We start from the raw sequence: 19,018 nt of genomic DNA on the forward strand, positions 1-19,018 counted from the left end.
TACATTTTTTATATACTTATAACGGTCTTGTAGCTCAGTTGGGAGAGCACCACCTCGACAAGGTGGGGGTCGCAAGTTCGAGACTTGTCGAGACCATCCTTTTCACCAGCTTGTAAACGTTGATATATCAGTGTTTACAGGCTTTTTCTTTTAGTAAATTTTGAAACGGTTAAGAATTGTTTGGCTAAATGGCGACGGATTTGGCGACAGTATGAATTAATCATCATCCAAATAGGCTTTTATTTAATTTCTCTGCCGCTTCTTTTTGCATATTAGGTAATACATGCGAATAGATGTCTAATGTCATGCTTACTCTACTATGACCTAACCGTTCCGCAACAATCTTTGGATGTATCCCCTCTATCAAAAGTGAAGTAGCATGTGTATGTCTTATATCATGAAACCTAATGGTAGGTACATTCGCTTTTTGAATTAATCCTTTAAATGTCCTTGTTAAGTTTCTAGGAGTTAACACCGTTCCAAAACACGTACAGACTACTAAATCATTATCATTATAGTCTGTTCCAGCTTTTAGTTTTTCTTTTGCAATTGCGGTCTTATGTTTTTTCAGCGTATTGATGCTTTCAGATAACAAGCTAATTGGGCGGATGCCAGAAGCGGTTTTAGCACCTGATAAGAACTCTTTTCCATCATGACTTAAAGTTTGTCTGATATGAATCGTTCCCCGTTCTAAATCAACATCTTTCCATCTTAAAGCTAACAGTTCCCCTTGCCTCACTCCAGTTGTGATGGCTAAATGAAAAGCAATATAATACCTACTTTCCTTTGCTGCCTTTAGAAATAATTTTACTTCTTCAATATTCCATACCTTCATTTCAATTCTAACAACTTGTGGTAACTCAACCGTTGACACTATATTCTTAGACATTAACTCAAGATTAAAAGCCTTCTGAATGGCGTTATTTAAGATGTTATAAATCTTTTTAATAGTAGCATTAGACAAGCCTTTATCAACTAATGAATTGATGAATTTTTGGATAATGAGTGTATTTAACTTAGACAAAGGACAATTCCCTAAATATGGAACTATATGATGTCGTATATTAGATTCATAATTTTTAGCAGTCTGTTTCCCTATTTGGCTTCGCTTTGTCTGAAACCATCCGTATAAATACTCTTCAAAAAGCATTGTTGATGGTTCAATATACGTTCCACTATCTACAGTAGTAATTAACGCAGCTAATGCTTTTTCCGCTTCTCGCTTTGTTTTAAAGCCTCTTTTCTTCTTCCTTTTTCTCTTATTGGTAATAGGGTCTGTTTTAACCGTTACCTCATACAACCAACTGCTACCATCTTTTCTTACAGAACCTTTCATAGCAAACATCCTCTCGTGATGCCCTCTAAAGCCATGATTGTTCCTTGTATATTAATAAGTTATTTCATTAAATTAGTGCTGTCAATCAGAAATTTTCGAAATCAAAATGTAATTCTAGTTACTCTAAACCTGTTTCAAGTGATACAGCTACTGGTACTGTCTTATTTTTCCTAATACTTATATGTTTGTATGTAAAAAGGATACTGTAACGAGATTTAACTCCCGTTCAATATCCCTAATTTCTTGCAAAATATAAAGAGAATCCTCTAATAAGGACTCTCATTAAAGATTTATTCATTGTAATGACTATCACTGCTTCTGTTGTTAAGAATGAAAAGCCGCACTATTGATATAATCACGTAATATTAGTATCTATAGGGGAAAGGCTACTTGACCAATTAATGTTAATTTTTAAAAAATAAAGTAGTTAAAATATATAAAGTAAACTAGAAAAAGGGATTTCTAACACTCCACTATTTTAAACCAATTTGCAGGAGAGGTACAGCAAACGTACAATTTAACCTTTACATCATTGATTATGTTGAAAAGTACCCCTAATATAATTCTCCAATAGTTCATAACTAAAGAGTTTTTAGTTAAACTGTTTAATTTTCTAAACAGACAACGTTAGGGTAATCATTACTTCTTCATTTGTTGGTATCACGATGACTTTAACAGGTGAATGAACCCTTGATATGACAACGTTTCTAAGCATTCTTAACCCAATTATAGCATTTCGGTTGTGATTGCTCCACGTTTTGAAAAAATGGTTATGATTGCTTTATTCAATTCCATGCTCTCAAATTAAACGACTATAATTTCAGTTTAAAATTTAAAAAGAGTCCAACATATGTCAGACTCTCTCCCATTTATTAATAAATTAATTGAACAAGCTCTTCTTTTGTAATACCACCGAAGAATTTAAGTACATCTACGTTTGCTAGGAGAGTCTAACCTTTTACTAACTTGGTTAGATTATTGCCTTTCCTTTTTTATACAACAGGATAAAATTATATTCCAATACTGTTTACCCCGTAAACCAACCTCGTTTTTCTTGATAACTTTTGATTAACGATTTTCTAACACACTTAAATGAATAAGAGTGTCAATTTTATATATCAATTGTAGGGATTCAAACACCAACTAACTTCTTACTTGCGACCATTGCTTACGTCACCCATATTTAGCAGCGAACCTTCGTTCAGAACCCTAACATATATACTTTTATAATGTTATTCCAATTTAACTAAGATATTTTGCCACTTACCATTACCTCTGTTGCATGGTATGCTTGTTTCCACATCTTTCACTTTTAAGATATGCAGTTCTTTTTTGGGTAAATACCAAATATGAAAAACAAAACCTTCACCAAATTCTTGAGCAACCTTCCATTCGTTATTAGTAATGTAGAATGTTATTGGAAGTGTTTTACATGTTTTTACTTCAATCATAATCTTCTTACGAAGGTTACCATTCACGTTGTACGATAGAATATCGTATCCAGCGAAGTTATTTTCAATTGATATCCATTTAGGTTCTAATTCAAACTGAATTAATCTCTCTTTTTCATAATTTAATGAAAGAATTTCTCCTAAGCGACCGCTCTTGACATTCTCTTCATTTTGATTGTTTCTGACAAAGCCTGCTATCTTATCCCACCATTCAACAGTTTCTTGATCAGGATTACTATCAAATAATCCTGCACTATTGAAACATTGAATTATATCGGTATAATCATTGTCAAGTAAACTATCAGCTACAATTTCTCTCCCGAACGGTACTTGCAATAACCATTTTGGTTGTTCTTGTAGTAAAACTTGTGCAATATATTCCTTCAAATCATTTACCTTAGAAAAGTCCCAATTACGCAACAATATACTTGCAGTATCATAATCAAACGAAAATATATAAGATTTAGAGGCTCTAATTAGCTTAATAATTTCATCAATACTTTTATCAGGATATGTATTTTGATACTTTTTTAATGTAAATATAGCATTCACAACACTCATCTTTAAATATTGTACAAATTTCTCCTCAAACATAATAATTTATTGGGCCTCCTCTTCGTTAAAAGTAAGGCCACCTTCTAATTCTAGAAGAAGATCATCTAAATCTTCTAGTTTTATATCATAATCAATTGGAGCATTGGCATCTTCTTCATCTAATGCAAGTTGATGGAGATCAGGATCGTCTAATAATTGTTGTAATGCCCTAATTTTAGATGCAAGCCTTCTACTTACAGAATGATCAATTGAACCTAAACCTAACGGAGCTAGTGTCTGTAGAATATGAATATTAGTTTCTTCTTTTGGGTCTAAACCTAATCGGTGAATCCTATCTATTGATTGGAGATAATGTGTAGAATTATAACTTCTATCAACATAAATAGCCTCATGACAAACACGATGTAGACTAATTCCTTCTGATACCGCTGCGGGATTAGCAATTATCACCATACAATCATCATTATTATGAAATCTAAAGATACCTGCCTCTCTTGTGCTAGGGTCCATTATATCGCCTGATGGTACACCTCCATATAAACAAACAGGATTAAGATCAGCTAATAAATCCTCTAGTTGTAAAATTGTATTGGTGAAAATTGTCCATATTACGGTTTTTCTTCCTTTATTGGCAAGCTCTCTAGCAAGAGATGCTGCTCTTTTTATTTTCGGAGAAGGTCCTTCACTTTGAATAACCTGTGCAATTGCAGGGATTTCCTCATTTGGTATGCCTGAAACCATTGCATCTAATGCCAATATAGGGTTCGAAGATACTTGCAATAATCTCATTATAGACTTTCTAGCCCTTCCTACATCTATCCTACGATCTTGTCGAAAAGATGTTAGTTGAGCTCTAGTTTCATCTCTTAGAATAGTATAGAGAGCAAGTTGTCCTTTTGACATTGGTACATGTATAAAGTTCCGGCTTGCAGGAGTTAAAATCAATTCATTTTTAGTAGTTCTAACGTAAAGGTTTCCTAATACTTCCTTTGGTTGGTCGCCCAACTTAATCTTATGACCAAGACCAATACCGGGCCATAAAAAATCAAGTTGAGATTCTAAATCACTAGGACCTTGGGGCATGGGAGTACCAGATAAAATATCTCTTCTAATAGGAAGAGGAGCGATATTTAATAATATTGTGCCTCTTTGTGATCCTAAACCCGCCTTCATTCTATGACTTTCATCCAAAATTAAATGAGTTTTATTGTTGGCTAAGAAATTTCCTATAATTTCACGAACTCTAATTAGAAGGTCATAAGTAATAAGAAAGCGTTTTTTTCCACTTTGTAGTTTTTCAATTATAGTATCTCTATCTGTAAGTGTTATAAATTCTTCTGCTCCATTTGCAGGAGCTGCTATGTTCATACAATCAGTTACAACATCTCTCCAAGCTTGATGTGAACTACTAGGGCCCACTACAAGTAAATTGCTGTCCTCAGTTCTAGTAAGAATGTGTACAGCAAAAGCGACTGTTGTTTTTCCAGCACCTGGTACTGAGAAATTTGCTCCGTTTTGTAAAGAAATCATTTTACTCGTATCACGAAGTTGCTCGTCAGTTAAATTTCTTTCAGTAAAACCTTTTTCAAATAATATTTGATTTATTCTTGATTTTTCTATTATAACTGAGAGCGAGTGACGTGATTTTTTAACTTCTTTCAATTGTTTTATAAATTCATTAACTTTTTCTTTAGATTCTCCTTTTGCGATAAATTTAAATCCTAAAGTTTTTTGTAAAGGTATAAATTCTCTTAATAATGTAAGTGTTGCAGGCCAAGTTATTTCAATAGAATCGTCCTGACCTAAAAAATAATTTGAATCAACTGACATCGCAAACTGTCTTAAACGAATAATTATATTTTTGGAAACATTCTCATCAGGTATCAGGTAACCTTTTAAAGTTTTACTATTATATAAAATTTCCATATTTCCTAGCGAATTAGTCATCTTATCCATAATATTACTCCCTTATTGTTTGAATAATTGTATCTAACTCATTTTGTAGTTGAGTAACTCTTTGTTGTATCGATGCAAGTTGTTGACTTATCGGATCATAAGTTATATTCTCTGCTCTTGTAAGATCAACTTCCATTAGTCTCGTCAAAGCTTCCTTTATCTTTTTAAGAGCGAGCTGGCTTTTATTTTGATCATTTTCCTCTGCTTTTATTCCATCAAAAATATCTGTTATATCTTCGACTAATTCTTCTGATCTTGATTTATCTTTTAATAATTCAATGATAGGTTTATAAGATGTAATTGCTTCAGTACCTGGCTCATCATCAATTTCAAAGTCTAGCTCAATTTGTAGTTCTTCATCAACTGGTACTTGACTTAAATCTACATTATGTCTTTTGGCAAGTTTTTCTAGAACTTCTATTGATTTAGTTCCAAATGAGGCTTTATAGTCATAAACCCTTGTTCCTAAGCTTCGTGAATAATTCGCCAGAATAAATGCAATATAACGAGAAGCTTCTAAGTCTTCGCCAGATTTATTTTTTAAGTTTCTAGCAATATCCATAAACATTTGTTCATTGCTTTCCTCTAACAAAGAATAATCTCCTGGTTCTTCTAACCATTCAGAAAGATACAACTCCGCTTGATCAACAGCGACTATGCGTATATCAATTTCACCTGTTTTTTTCCTCATGAGATCAGCTATTCTTGACTTACTATATCCAACATGAAGAAGCTCTTTAATGGCGTAACCCTCATTTAACCATTCGTATGGTAAAATTGTAGGTCTTGTCATCTGAAGTTTAATCTCTATTTCTCTTAATTCATCAACATTTGCATTTATCGGTAAAACCATACAATCAACATGGCTAAAGTGCTCAATACCAGAACTATATAGTTCTCTCATAGCTGATAGTCTTCTATTTCCATTTACTACTACTCCATCAAAAGTGATTAAAAGAGGCTCATGTTGCTTTTCAGTTTCCAATACTTCTTTAATAGGTACTATCGTTTCTCCTTTTCCTTTTTGGGAATATTGATATAAAAAGTGATGTTGAATTTTTTGAACCGATTCATTTTCTTGTCCCTTTGAAAAGAAATCAATTTTCAAATTATTTTTGCGAATATAAGTTGATTGATTAGTAATTGTTCTAAAATTTGCCATTCTATAAACGGGCAATCCAATTGGAATCCTTATAACTGGTAAATCTTGAGGCTCATTTTTATAATAAGGAAATAAATGTTTTCGTTCAGTATGCTCTTGTTCCAGTGATATTTGTTCTATTCTAACTTCTGAAGGTAATACTCTTACACGATAGATATCTTCCATTTTTCTCTCTCCTATTCAAATGCTAAAATTAATATTGGTACTGTAATAATTCTGTCAAAAATACATAGTTCTTTCCATGCTCTTTCTGCATTTGCAACGTTATCGTTCATTTTTTTTGCTGCTTCTTTAGAGGGTAATGCAAACCCTACTGCATTTATTTTTCCTGCTTGATATAAATACTGTAGCTTTAGTAAATCATATGCATACCTACTAACATTTCCTGTTTGAACTTGAAAGGCCAAATCAGAATATAAAGAAAAGATAGTTACATTACTATCTACTGAAATTCTTACTGGATCAGACCAACCTTTGGCAGTTAATTGATCCCGAAAATGCTTTGTTACTACCTTTGACATAGATCCATCAATGCTTGATTCTTCACAAATAGATTTGATCCAATCAAGTAAATCCCGTCTAGCCCATTCTTCTTCCCCGTATCTGTGAGAATAACAAGCCGCTAACTTCATCTGATTCCTACTTTCAATATGTTTTTTAAAACAACATTAATAAAAAGGCTCTAGATATATTTGTATATTTCATCTTGTTCATATTCCAATTCTTTTTACTGGATCTTAGTGTGTTTTATTGATATAATAGATGTAGTACATCGAGAAAGGGAATACCATGAAAATAAATAACCAAGAACTTGATATCAATACCCTTAATAAATATTTAATTGCTAATTCTACAAAGTTAAAAAATTATTTTCCTATAGACTCCTCGCCCTTTATCGACCTGACAATTACTTCCCCACCCTATTGGAATGCTAAACAATACGGAGATGGTGAACAATCGGGGTTTGGACAGAGCTATGAGTTATATTTAGAAGATATGAAATCAATTTTTGAAGGAGTATATTCTCTTTCAAAATCAACCGCTTCTCTCTATATAATTATAGATACTATTAAACGTGATGGTAAAATGTTAAGATTACCTGATGATTTCGCAAGAATGTTAGAAAGCATTGGTTGGTATCATCAGGATACTATAATTTGGGATAAAGGAAAAACATTGCCTTGGTCAAGAAAAGGACAAACAAGAAATATATTTGAGTATATTCTTATGTTTACTAAAAGTAATGTTGATTATAAATATAATGTTGAACAAATTAAAAGTGTCGATGAACTAAAAGAATGGTGGATCGATTATCCCGAACGTTATAGTCCTGAAGGAAAAGTTCCAGAGAATATTTGGAAATTTAATATACCTACTCAGGGTAGCTGGGGGAGTAAACAATCTTTTGACGATGTTGAATTTAGACACGCCTGCCCTTTCCCTCCAGAAATGATGGCCAGATTAGTAAAATTATCTTCTGATGAAGAGGACCTAGTATTTGATCCCTTCGCAGGGACTGGTGTTTTACTAGCAACTGCTAAATTATTAAATAGAAAATATTTAGGATTTGATACAAATAAAAATTATAAACAAGTTTTCGAAAAAGTTACAGTCCCCCTAGTCGAACAGAAATGGCCAGAAATAGAGACTTACTACGAGATACAGGAAGAGCTTAAACATATTATGAAATCATCAATCTCCAAACTAAGAATACTTAAATACCCTAAAACTCTTATAAAAAGCTTAAATAAAAGTATTAATTCAGTAAATGAAAATGAACTTTTTCAAAATACTGTTTATGGAAATTTTTTATTATCTGTTGCAATTAGAAGCGATCTTACTGAAGAGGATATCCTAAAGAACAAAATAGGTAGGGTTACTTATTATTTTATCATTAATGATTCATTAATTGGGAAAAAAGATACCCTAAATCATATTATTAAGGAAAAAACCAGTAAAGCACCACTCTCTAAATTTGGTTTATCTGTTGATTGTTTACTTTGTACAAAAGAAGAATTTCTTAATGATATTATTTTTAAATTAAGTGAAGACTCATATCTATATGCAAATGGTCAAACTAAATCCTATAACAAGAAAGTATCATTAATAGAGATTCAGGAATTATTTATTCAAGAAAAACTACAATCTTATTTTTTCAAAGATTTACCTCCAATCATTTCAAATATTAAAATTTCTGAAGATGAATATTCTATGCTTCCTGCAGAAAAATATGAAAAAAAATCTTTGATTCAGCAACTTTTAAAGTAGAAAAACATTAAAGTCCTTCCTTCGGGGGACTTTCTTATTAAACTAACTTAAGATTCTGCGCATAGAACTATGCCGTCTGTTGAGTTGAGTGCTTAGCATAGTCGCTATTTTAACACCCTTTTCAATATATTTATTGATTATAACATTTACACTATTTAAATATTCAAAAATTTCAAATAAGCATTAAAGGAGTAGTAACCTGTAAAATGACTACTCCTTTAATGCTTATTTGGCTATTGTTCCATGCTTTTTTAGTTCAACATAAAAACTAGCTTTAGGTATACCATTAAATTTAAGTATATCTGATACGCTCAATTTATTTTCTGCTCTATTGTTATATTGTTCAATAGCTTTCTGCATCGCTTTAGGTGAAAACCCTGCTTTTCTCCCCATATGTTTACCCTGTTCTTTTGCTCTTTCTCTCCCTTCTGTAGTACGTTCTACAATCAAATCACGTTCAAATTGTGCGAATGAACCTAATATGTTAAATAGTAAAGTACCTAGACTGTTGGATTTACCATCTGCTTCAAATGTCATGTTCTCTTTTAGGAACTGTACGTTAACTCCTTTTTCTTTCAAATCATCTACAATCTTGTTTAAATCCATTATCGAACGTGCTAGTCTGTCAATCTTTGTTACGACTAATGTATCTCCTTCTCTTAGATACTCAATACAATCTTTTAACGCTGTTCTTTGCTTTGTACTTATTCCTGTCATCTTCTCATGAAATATTTTTATTACCCCTGCTTCTTCAAGTAATACCTTCTGTGTCTCTAATCCGTTGTCTTGTCCTGCTGTTGATACTCTCGCATATCCAATGACAGCCATATCATCTGCTCCTGTCTAAAAGTTAATTATGTTTTATACATTTAATTATAGACTAACTTAAAGACTATTTAAAGCAATTTAACCATAGCATTTTCAACTATTTTAATGCATGTCTAGAAGTTGAAACTTCTGTACTAATAAATCTTTTAATAAAAAAGAGCATCACTCTTTTTAAGAGGATGCACGAATATATATATGTTGGAGGGATTACCCTTAGTAATCGTTTATAGAGTTTTTTGATGTTCATAACAATAAATACTACCCTTAAACCGTACTTTATTTGATAAACAATAGGCTTTAACCTTTTCAGAAACTGCCTTGCCACACGTTTTACAAGTCGATAGGTTACTCTCATTCTTAACGATTTCTCTATTTTCTTTTTCTTTCAACTTTTCAATATGCATATCTCTTATTTGAGAATCAGTTATGTTAGTTTCTTTTAACCTATTATATAAATCCAGTATTTCATTATCTGAATAAATCGGTGCTGGGTTTTGAAGCTTAAGCACATTAACCTTTCTAGAAATATACTCAGATAATTCTGTGTCATATACAATTAAATCATTCGATTGTATCTTTCTTAGTTCCTCATTTACTTTAAATGTACACCTTTTAGTAAAAGACACCATTGATACAAATTGTGTCTCATCAGATGTCTCGAGTACTCCCTTAATCGCTTGTATATGACCATAATTCTGATTAAAAGGATTCATCAATGGAAATTTACCATTAACACTCCACCGACCTCTGCTTCTATCACCGTATATAGTCCCAGCATAATTTTTAGTCTCAACAACAAATATCGCATATGGTGTAAAGACAACATGGTCTATTTGTGAATAACCAGACTTTGCATGAGTATTGACAATTAACACATCGCTAAGATATTTACTATTTTTAGGTAGTTGGTCAAGTTGGATGTTTATCTTATATTCTCCAAGGTCACCAATTCTTGTAGAAGTAATATTGGATTTGTTCTCGGTGTTATCTTTATATGAAACAGAGACTTTTTTTGTAGATTCTCCCTTAAATACCTTTTCGAAAATCCTTGAAAACATCATAAATTCCCCCCTTACCTTTATATCGTTGACACTCTCTTTTAGTTTATAGGGATTCGAACTTCTGTACACTCCAATTTTATTAACATGAAAAAGACTACTTAAAAGAAGTAGTCTTGGGATTACACTTTACACTCACAGCTTCAGTCGTTAAGAATAATGCAACTACAGACGCACCGTTTTGAAGCGCTGAACGAGTTGCAGAACCATTTTTTTCAGGATTTATCAGAGTAACACCACTTCTCAATCAATTTAATATATTTCTATTACTAAATATTTGTTGCATTTTGTGAAGTAATAACCTTCTACTCGATTGTTTTACGTTGAATAACTACTCCATTTTTGAGAATTGGTTATGATTTCTTTTTATGCTCTATACTCTATTTGAACGACGATAATTCCATCTATATATATAAACACTCAGTTATTTACGCTTTTCAGTAACTCAATATTAGCAGTTTATTCATTGCTTAAAATCACTCTTAACTCCTCAATTTCATATGGTGGTCTTCTACTATGAATCACAGAATGACAATTTGGACAAACAGGTCGTAAATCTTTAATAGGGTTTACTTCATACTTACTAGCAATTTCATGCAATGGTATTATATGATGAACGTGGATAATACCTTTGGCTAATTCTCCATACGCTTTTTCAAAATTAAAATTACATACAGTACAATTGTATCCATAATGTTTCAAACACTCTTGTCGTGCTTTTGTATTCCTTTCATATTTGTTAACCAATACCTTTTGGGCAGAACCCTCAAAATAAGTTAGATTATTGGAAATCTCTTCAGACATGAAAGCACTGTTATTAAAATAGGTAACATCAATCTTCTCATTTGAAATCTTCAGCTCCGTTTTCCCACTCAAAAGTTCATTAATTGTAAAGTAACAATGGTTTGCTTGTTTCGGATGCCTTGGCATATTTTTTAATTGAATGTAAGGCTTTAGTATATAGAATTTATAATCAGTATTCTGCTCATTAAAACCATATGTATTTTTTCTTTCTTCTATATAATGAATAACTCTTTTCTTTTGCGTAGTATCTTGGATAGTATTATTAATTATATTTTTGTCATAGGGATTCAGCCTAAAAATATCCTCAACAAAATATAACCTCTCCATTACCCCTCCCTTTCCTCTAAACGTATAATAGAGCGAGTTTTTATATTCATAACCTTTCTTATCTGGGTGGGCATGGATACCATATTTATATATTAAATCTAAAGTTCCACTTGCAGGTATTGAAATAATTTCCCTTTCATACTGTTGCAAATCCTCTCTCCCCTTCTAATATAATTAAAAATGATTTTAACTTTTCGTTAGTAAATCTCCACTTAGTTATCTATTTTATTAATTCTCTAAGTTCCATCTTGTTTAACCATGGTCTTCGTCTATGAAGCATTTTATGACAGTTAGAACAAACTAGAGCAATGTCTTCTACTAGAGTACTTTGTCCCACTTCAAGTTCTGACACTGGAATTATATGATGCCCCTCTATGAAGTCTTCTCCTAGTTCTCCATATTTTTCAAAGAAGTCAAAGTCGCACACCTCACAAAAGAGCCTTCCATGTTTATCTTTGAAGCGTTCTTTTGCAAGTTTGATAATCTTTGGGTTTCTTTCTCTAACAAGATGTGTCCTAAGCTTTCTTTTCCCCTCTGCAAAACTCATATCATCTTCAATTAAACTAACATTATTATTAGTAGGACTGAAATTTCTTAAGCCCCAATAACCTTTGCCTTTTCCTTCTATTGAATAGAACAAATCACTTTCGTCTCCAGGATTACCTCTAAAAATATCACAATCACTTGAATGTAAATATATTTGTTTTCTTATTTGCGATTTCCAGTCGACATAAGCTAATAAATCAATCTGATTCTTTTGTTGTATCGTTAAATATATATCTTCAAGAGTTCCACTCCCACCAAGCTCTTTTAATGACACTAATATTTCTGATATCCATTCTGTAAATTTACTTGTAGATAAAAGTGGTAGAGTATCATCATCATCATCATCATCATTTGATTCTTCTATTTCATAACGATAATCAGTTAACCTAGTTTGGGCAATTTCTAGTTCTTCTTTAGTGAATAATGGTCTAAATTCTTTTCTTAGTATCACTGCTTCAGTCGATAAGTCTAATCTATTAAATTCCCATAACTTATAGAAACCAGTAGATGTTTCGGAACTATGAATCAATTTTTTAGCAGTAGTATAACCACCCTCAGTTGCTATCATTTGATTGAATATAGTTGGATTATAGCCAATGCTTTTTGCACTTTTTGCTACTTCAACCAAAGCTCTATGTAACTGGTTTTGTAATTGTTGATTTTGATCCTCAGACATTCTATTCTCTCCTTTTCTTTTTAATTCAAATAACTATATAAGTTTGTTAAACTTCTTTATTTATCAATAGTTTTAATTATACCTTTTAATTGGTATAATGTGGAATAAAAATTAATCGGATTTACTTCTATAGAATGTGAAGTTAGAGATACTTTGCTCTCTCTCTACCTTCAGTAAAGGAACGCTCTCAAGCTAAATGGAACTTGACATTGACTATCAAAAAATTTGTTGTGATTATCACCATAAAAGATGATTTTTCACAAACATGACTTTATATCTATTAAGTTAATCAACGATTATTTTGCAATCTGAGATATTTCACAAGTTTTTCCAAAGACTCTTTGTACTCATTCCTTAAAACACTGTTAACATCAATATGCCTTTGGATTTGTATATCACTACTTTCAGTTGTATATTTGTAATAACTTTCTTCAAGAGACTCTTTTCCGAATAAATACCTATCGAGAATATTTATGATACGTTCTATCTCTCTATATAGGTCTTCCTCTAAAAATATTCTAGATTTCTTTAAATTTATTTTTGCCTTTTTTGAAAAAGACTTAGCTTTATTTCTATTACGTGGAAAGTTACTATCCCAAAGCTCATCTACAAATTCCTCAAGGTCAATCAGGTTTTCCCATAATTCTAATTGCTTGTCAAAATTTTTATTTTGATGTAAGGAAAACATCAAAAAGTTTTTTGACGACTCATCCTTTAAAGTTTCCATTTCTTTAGCCAACATTCTATTACTCTTTGTCATTCTGAATTGAGTAACAATGTTTATGGTTACTACTATTATTGATACAATACTTGTAATTAACGTTGCCATTACCTGTGGTAGTAATATAATCTCCATGACTTCTCCCTTTTAATAACCATAGTTAGTAAATTTTAATTGCTTTGCTTTCGAATGATTTCTTTTAGTTCTTCAATACTTAATACATCATCTTTTATCCTATGTACCATACGATGACAAAAATAAATTTTGTTAAACTTCTTAAATTATTAATAGTTTTAATTATACCTTTTAATTAGTACAATATGGAATAAACATTAATCAAATTTCCTTTAAGAATAGGTAGTTAGAGAAAGGAAAGTGAAAACATGGATTTCCAAGAAGAACGAAGAGCAATACAAGGATACGAGGGCTATTATGAAATTACTAGAACTGGTAGAATTTTCACACTGAAAAGTAATAGAGCGTTATCCAGATGTAATGATGAATATGGTTTTCATATTGTAAAATTAACTAAAAATGGTGAATCTAAAAACCATAATCTTTATGAATTATGGAAAAGTGAATTTCCCAAGCTAGATAATAGTGAATTTAAAGGGTCACTAAAAATAAAATACAGTACTGGCTGTAAACTTCTAAAAACAATTGGCATTCATTTTTAAGTGAGGTGAAGAAGTAGTGAGACAACAACTTGTTAGAGTTTTATATGTCAGAAAAAGAAGGGACTAGAACGAATTCTATTCTTTCGTAGTATGATAAAGAAGATAAAGAAAAAATTTTAAGAAAAAGGAGCTAATTATGGTACTACAATTATTCCGTTCTAGAAATTATTTAACTTACTATAAAAAATATTATTGTGAAGAATGTTTTGATTTTTCTATTAGAGTTCATACAGACACAGCTTGTGAATGTAAAAATGGGTGCACCATAAATATTCAAAATGTTGATTTTACAAAATATGATGGATTTTATGATAGAGAAGAAATTGAACAAAAATTTTACTTTAATGAGTTCGAGCTTTTGGATAAAATTATTCCTATGTTTGAAGGTCTAACTGTAAACTTTAGTACCCTATCAAAAAAAGAATCCGAAGAAATTAACAATTTTTTCCTAAAAAAACATTTTACTGAAATTCAAATTGATGATATAGTCGCAAAACATTTAAAAAACAAGGGTTTGAAAAATTTACCAGACAAAATGGATAATTTCGGTTATATTTTAAATTTAATTGAAGATATTCATCATTTTTTAATAAGAGCATGTCAAGACATTGCTTTGTATGATATTGCATTAGAATATAAAAAAAAGGAAGAAACCATACCATTTCATACCGCAAGATTCTTCTTTTACAATAGTATTGAATCTGTCTGGTACTCTTACGAAAGAATAATTGTATATTTAGGTTTAAAATACAAATTTGAGTTTAAAGATAATTACGAACTCAATACAACTGTTAAAATCAGAGATTATCTAAAAAAAGATATAAATTGTAAAGAATCTAGACAATACAAACTATTAAAAGAATATATAGATAAAAATATACAATTTATTGATGAAATCAGAAAGAATAATACTCATAGTATGTCCAAACATATTCTGGATATAAATGAAAGAGTTAAAAAAAATGCAGAAGAATCTTTTGAAATAATATTCAATAATAATGCTAACTATTATGATGAAAAGACTCTTAAACCACAAATTACAAAACTGATTTCAGCCATCAATAATCTTTATATGGTTTTAATTAGTATCATTGAGGATTTCACAAAAAATATCGAAATATTTGAAATATTACACATCCCTATGCTTGCTGAATTTGAAGAACCTATTGATAAAAAGCTCTTTGTTGAAACTGATAAAACTTTTGATTTAAAACAAATAGATTATTTAAAAGCTAAGCTATTTTTAGATTTAAATTCTCTGAATAAAGATGCTTTAAATAATGAAAACTTTCAACTAATTTGGGATATTTTCTTTAGACTAGAAGACATTCAAAAGTGCATAGTCGATACTTATAATCTTGAAAATGGTTATTTAATTCAAGAATGGAGCAAGAATATATCTCCAGAAATCGTAAGGTTTTTAGATGAAAAAAACTTATTATATGCTGGTCTATCTAGAATATATTCTGTATTAGACAAGCTTTCAAGATACATATCATCAAAATATGAGATAGGTAGTATCAAATACTTTAAAGACATTGCCAACCTTAGCGACACTTACGAATCTGCATTGATAAAAAAAGCTATCAAGTTAGCTAATAGTAATGAATATAGACTAATGTATACTTTGAGAAATAGAATTGCACATAATTTAAGCTCAGGTGCATTGATGGGTAAGCAAGGTATCGAATATGACAATTACTATATTTTATATTGTGTAAGCTTTCTAACATTTAGTTGCTATGAATTAATTGGGTTAGAACTACAAAAATTTAAATAAATCTTTAAAACTATATATATTATTTTTTCTATGGACACTTTTAAAGTGTCCATTTCTCTTTTCGTTTCTATATAAACTATTCAACAAATGTTTTTTTTAAACCCTTTTCAATTCTAAATAAAATTGTGATTCTATTGAGAATTTTGGCTCTGTTTAAATTGAATATCTATATATGTTTCAAGCGGGGTAAATTCAAGAAAATTTAAAACTAGAGTATTTGAAAAGATTCGGCTACAGAAAATGCTACAATCAAAAAAGAGCTGATTCTACACGTACGTAGAATCAGCACACTTAATCAACTATGTCATTTAACAAAGTCATTATTTAGATGTATAAGGCAATGTAGCTTATTTAAATTGCATTTTATTTTTTTATGTTAAAACAAAAATCTGCATATTCCTTAAATTCTTTATCTTGAAATTTCATTAATATAAAATCAGCTAGTTCATTATCATTTAGATTAATAAATTCTTCATTCTCTACACCCATACACGTTAAGAAAATAGTTGGCATACTTCTATTTGTAAATCTAATAAGTTTACCTATCGTCATTGGCTCTATGTTATCTAGTTCAAAATCCTCTAACATATTGTTGTAGATACTTGCTATTTCTTCTACCTCTTCAGAATTAAATTTCTTTTTAACTCGTTCCAACGCAGAAAGATGCACAGGAAGAATTTCTATATCGCCACTTATTTGTGACAAGAATACTGTTATAAGATAACTAAACATCATTTTCTTAACTTCTTCCAAATTTAAATTATTCTTATTTAAGTTAGCTTCTGTAAATTTAATGGAGTAATTTAAAGCATCAGATAAGCTTGCTTCCATCTTATTTTCAATAAGCAAATAATTTTTTATTTTTTCAATTTGATTATTTTGTTCATCAATCGTAAAACTTTCAGTGTTAAATGATACATTCATATAGAAATCCCCTGTCATTTGTTTGTTTTGTATTACTTCTATCTTAATTAATTGATTGAATATTTGACAATTTGAAGCTAAATACAAGCAATATATGGGTTATCAATTTAAAAAGGGGGAGAAAAAATAATGACTTTTAGAATAATTCATCGAAAGTGAAGCGAAGCGTAGCGGAGATGAATGTTCAAAAGTCGTTATTTTTTTGCCCCCCATACAACTAGTTTTTAAATTCTTTTCTTAAGGAAATTTATAAAAACCTTTGATTTTTAAAGGCTTTTCACTATGTCCTTAGGTAGTTTCATTACCTATAATACGAATTTCTGTATTTTATTAAACACAATGTTCCCGCTTTCAAGAATTTGATGTTAATTTAAATTATACTTTTTTTTAAGGAATCTAAAAAAAACTCCATATTTTTATTAGGTTTTCCTTGTGGGCTTAGGTAGTACTAGTATCTAAGTATTTATATATTCCAATCACCAGATAATTCATTTACTATTGCATTCTCTGATGCTTCTTCAAACTTATCACTTGTTAGATATGCTATAAACAACTCTCTCATTCTCTTACTAGGTATATAAATGTTTATTGGTTTACCATCTCTAATTCTGCTTCTCCATACCCACTGAACGAGTTCTGATATTGCCCAAGCATCTTGGTCAATTTTCACATCATATTGTTCAAAGAACTTCTTTTCAATTGGACTTAAAAACCTATTTACAAGATACGCTAATGTATGTCTTTCTTTATATTCATTCGTGGCACGTGATGTCATAGAAATAAATGACTTTGTATATCCTCTTGGGGTCACTTTATTAGAAATTTTCCCTTTACCACTTTTCTTTTCTATCTTCCCCTTTACTGTTGTCCACATTGTTTCTTCCATCTTCACCTTACAAATATTCATAAAATAATTTCTTGCATTTTTACTTAGTGCTACAATTAAATCTTTATTTTGAGGTTTATCAAACCAACTCCTAGAAAGAAAATACCTTCCACTCCCAACTTTATTAAGATGACCTTCGTAAACGTTTATCATTTTTTTTAATTGTTCTTTATCAAATAGCTTTCTATCATCATAAGGAACAAGCTGAAATTCTTCATCAACTTCTTTTATAGAAAGGTATCTATAAGCTATATGATGTAGGTCATAATAAGCTTTTTGAGTTTGCCCATTAAACATATAAGTTAATACAAATACATTATGAAAAGAAGAAAAAATCTCACATGGGAATTTCCAAATGAGAGCAGAACTATCACAATACATTAAGTTGTTAGTTAGTGCTAGGTGCTTTATATTGTTATACTGCGTATCGTAATCTTTCTTTTCTTCATTCCATTTAACATAATGTAAACCATTTTCTCGAACAACCTTACTTATTGCTTCGGCTTTCTCTAAAAACTTCAAATCGTCTCTTTTTAATTTTACTTGTTCAATTACATTCATTACTTCGTCTAATATAAGCGTATATCTGTTTACTCTCAAAAGCTCAATAGTTAGAGAATTCGCCATCTGAAATAGTGCATGGGTGGTACATATATCTTTACCTTCACCCAACATTCTGTGTAAATCATCTAATTTAGTTTCTCCATTTATTGCTACGGGGTCATGGAATCTACGACTAGTTACAGATTCCTTGACTCTTTGCACCTCATCTAAGAATGGAGTAACATAAATAAATTGATGTGATTCCTCTGGCATACTATTCATATATTGTATTGCCCATGATGTCTTTCCGTATCCGCATGGTGCATCTACTACGTTAATAATTGTTTTAGTCACGATTATTAGTTCTCCTTGTTGTTTTTTGGTGTAATGCTTTTATTGGTTACATTTTCTTAATAGAATTCTTCAAATAGAGCATCATCTTCCTTTCCAAATACATGACAAAATAAAAAAACTTTCAAATGTTAATCGAAAGTTTTTCTTCTCTTCACAATTATTGCAA

15 protein-coding genes and 1 tRNA gene are annotated in these 19,018 nt (G+C 30.6%); 4 read left to right on the forward strand and 12 right to left on the reverse strand.

The window, feature by feature from the left end; translation table 11 throughout:
- Positions 1–23: 23 nt before the first annotated feature.
- Positions 24–96 (forward strand) — tRNA-Val (locus tag MHB48_RS10650).
- Between the two features lie 127 nt (positions 97–223).
- Here MHB48_RS10650 and MHB48_RS10655 read toward each other — a convergent pair.
- From MHB48_RS10655 to MHB48_RS10675, 5 genes are all read right to left on the reverse strand, one after another.
- A complete protein-coding gene (locus MHB48_RS10655; protein ID WP_342598072.1) occupies positions 224–1,336 on the reverse strand; it encodes a site-specific integrase in 1,113 nt (370 codons plus the stop codon).
- A 1,232-nt stretch (positions 1,337–2,568) separates the two neighbouring features.
- Positions 2,569–3,381, reverse strand: coding sequence for a DUF3883 domain-containing protein (locus MHB48_RS10660; protein ID WP_342598073.1), 813 nt, complete (start codon positions 3,379–3,381; stop codon positions 2,569–2,571).
- A gap of 6 nt (positions 3,382–3,387) precedes the next feature.
- The gene (locus MHB48_RS10665; protein WP_342598074.1) at positions 3,388–5,298 is read right to left on the reverse strand and encodes a DEAD/DEAH box helicase; all 1,911 of its coding nucleotides are present in this window, start codon (positions 5,296–5,298) and stop codon (positions 3,388–3,390) included.
- Between the two features lie 4 nt (positions 5,299–5,302).
- The gene (locus MHB48_RS10670; protein WP_342598075.1) at positions 5,303–6,625 is read right to left on the reverse strand and encodes a hypothetical protein; all 1,323 of its coding nucleotides are present in this window, start codon (positions 6,623–6,625) and stop codon (positions 5,303–5,305) included.
- A gap of 11 nt (positions 6,626–6,636) precedes the next feature.
- Positions 6,637–7,092: a BglII/BstYI family type II restriction endonuclease gene (locus MHB48_RS10675; protein ID WP_342598076.1), complete on the reverse strand. Its 456-nt coding sequence runs from the start codon at positions 7,090–7,092 to the stop codon at positions 6,637–6,639.
- 157 nt (positions 7,093–7,249) lie between these two features.
- Between MHB48_RS10675 and MHB48_RS10680 the strand changes: the two genes are divergently transcribed.
- A complete protein-coding gene (locus MHB48_RS10680; RefSeq protein WP_342598077.1) occupies positions 7,250–8,728 on the forward strand; it encodes a DNA methyltransferase in 1,479 nt (492 codons plus the stop codon).
- A 225-nt stretch (positions 8,729–8,953) separates the two neighbouring features.
- Here MHB48_RS10680 and MHB48_RS10685 read toward each other — a convergent pair whose 3' ends face one another.
- From MHB48_RS10685 to MHB48_RS10705, 5 genes are all read right to left on the reverse strand, one after another.
- Positions 8,954–9,556 carry a recombinase family protein gene (locus tag MHB48_RS10685; protein WP_342598078.1) on the reverse strand — a complete coding sequence of 201 codons (603 nt, stop codon included), beginning with the start codon at positions 9,554–9,556 and terminating at the stop codon, positions 8,954–8,956.
- 224 nt (positions 9,557–9,780) lie between these two features.
- Positions 9,781–10,617, reverse strand: a complete 837-nt coding sequence (locus tag MHB48_RS10690; RefSeq protein WP_342598079.1) for a nuclease-related domain-containing protein — start codon at positions 10,615–10,617, stop codon at positions 9,781–9,783.
- A gap of 456 nt (positions 10,618–11,073) precedes the next feature.
- Positions 11,074–11,895, reverse strand: coding sequence for an HNH endonuclease (locus tag MHB48_RS10695; RefSeq protein WP_342598080.1), 822 nt, complete (start codon positions 11,893–11,895; stop codon positions 11,074–11,076).
- Between the two features lie 70 nt (positions 11,896–11,965).
- A complete protein-coding gene (locus MHB48_RS10700; RefSeq protein ID WP_342601355.1) occupies positions 11,966–12,580 on the reverse strand; it encodes an HNH endonuclease in 615 nt (204 codons plus the stop codon).
- Between the two features lie 676 nt (positions 12,581–13,256).
- Entirely contained in the window at positions 13,257–13,823 is a 567-nt protein-coding gene (locus MHB48_RS10705; protein ID WP_342598081.1) for a hypothetical protein, read from the reverse strand.
- A 248-nt stretch (positions 13,824–14,071) separates the two neighbouring features.
- On the opposite strand from MHB48_RS10705, the gene MHB48_RS10710 reads away from it, so the two are divergent.
- Positions 14,072–14,365 (forward strand): NUMOD4 domain-containing protein, encoded by a 294-nt coding sequence (locus tag MHB48_RS10710; RefSeq protein WP_342598082.1) that lies wholly within the window; start codon positions 14,072–14,074, stop codon positions 14,363–14,365.
- A gap of 136 nt (positions 14,366–14,501) precedes the next feature.
- Positions 14,502–16,145 (forward strand): hypothetical protein, encoded by a 1,644-nt coding sequence (locus MHB48_RS10715; RefSeq protein ID WP_342598083.1) that lies wholly within the window; start codon positions 14,502–14,504, stop codon positions 16,143–16,145.
- Positions 16,146–16,508: 363 nt separating this feature from the next.
- Here the strand turns inward: MHB48_RS10715 and MHB48_RS10720 are convergent, their stop codons facing one another.
- Positions 16,509–17,069 carry a hypothetical protein gene (locus MHB48_RS10720; protein WP_342598084.1) on the reverse strand — a complete coding sequence of 187 codons (561 nt, stop codon included), beginning with the start codon at positions 17,067–17,069 and terminating at the stop codon, positions 16,509–16,511.
- 463 nt (positions 17,070–17,532) lie between these two features.
- Complete coding sequence (locus tag MHB48_RS10725; RefSeq protein ID WP_342598085.1) at positions 17,533–18,852, reverse strand: hypothetical protein; 1,320 nt, start codon at positions 18,850–18,852, stop codon at positions 17,533–17,535.
- Positions 18,853–19,018 lie beyond the last annotated feature (166 nt).

It is taken from the genome of Psychrobacillus sp. FSL H8-0483 (assembly GCF_038637725.1).
GTDB lineage: Bacteria > Bacillota > Bacilli > Bacillales_A > Planococcaceae > Psychrobacillus.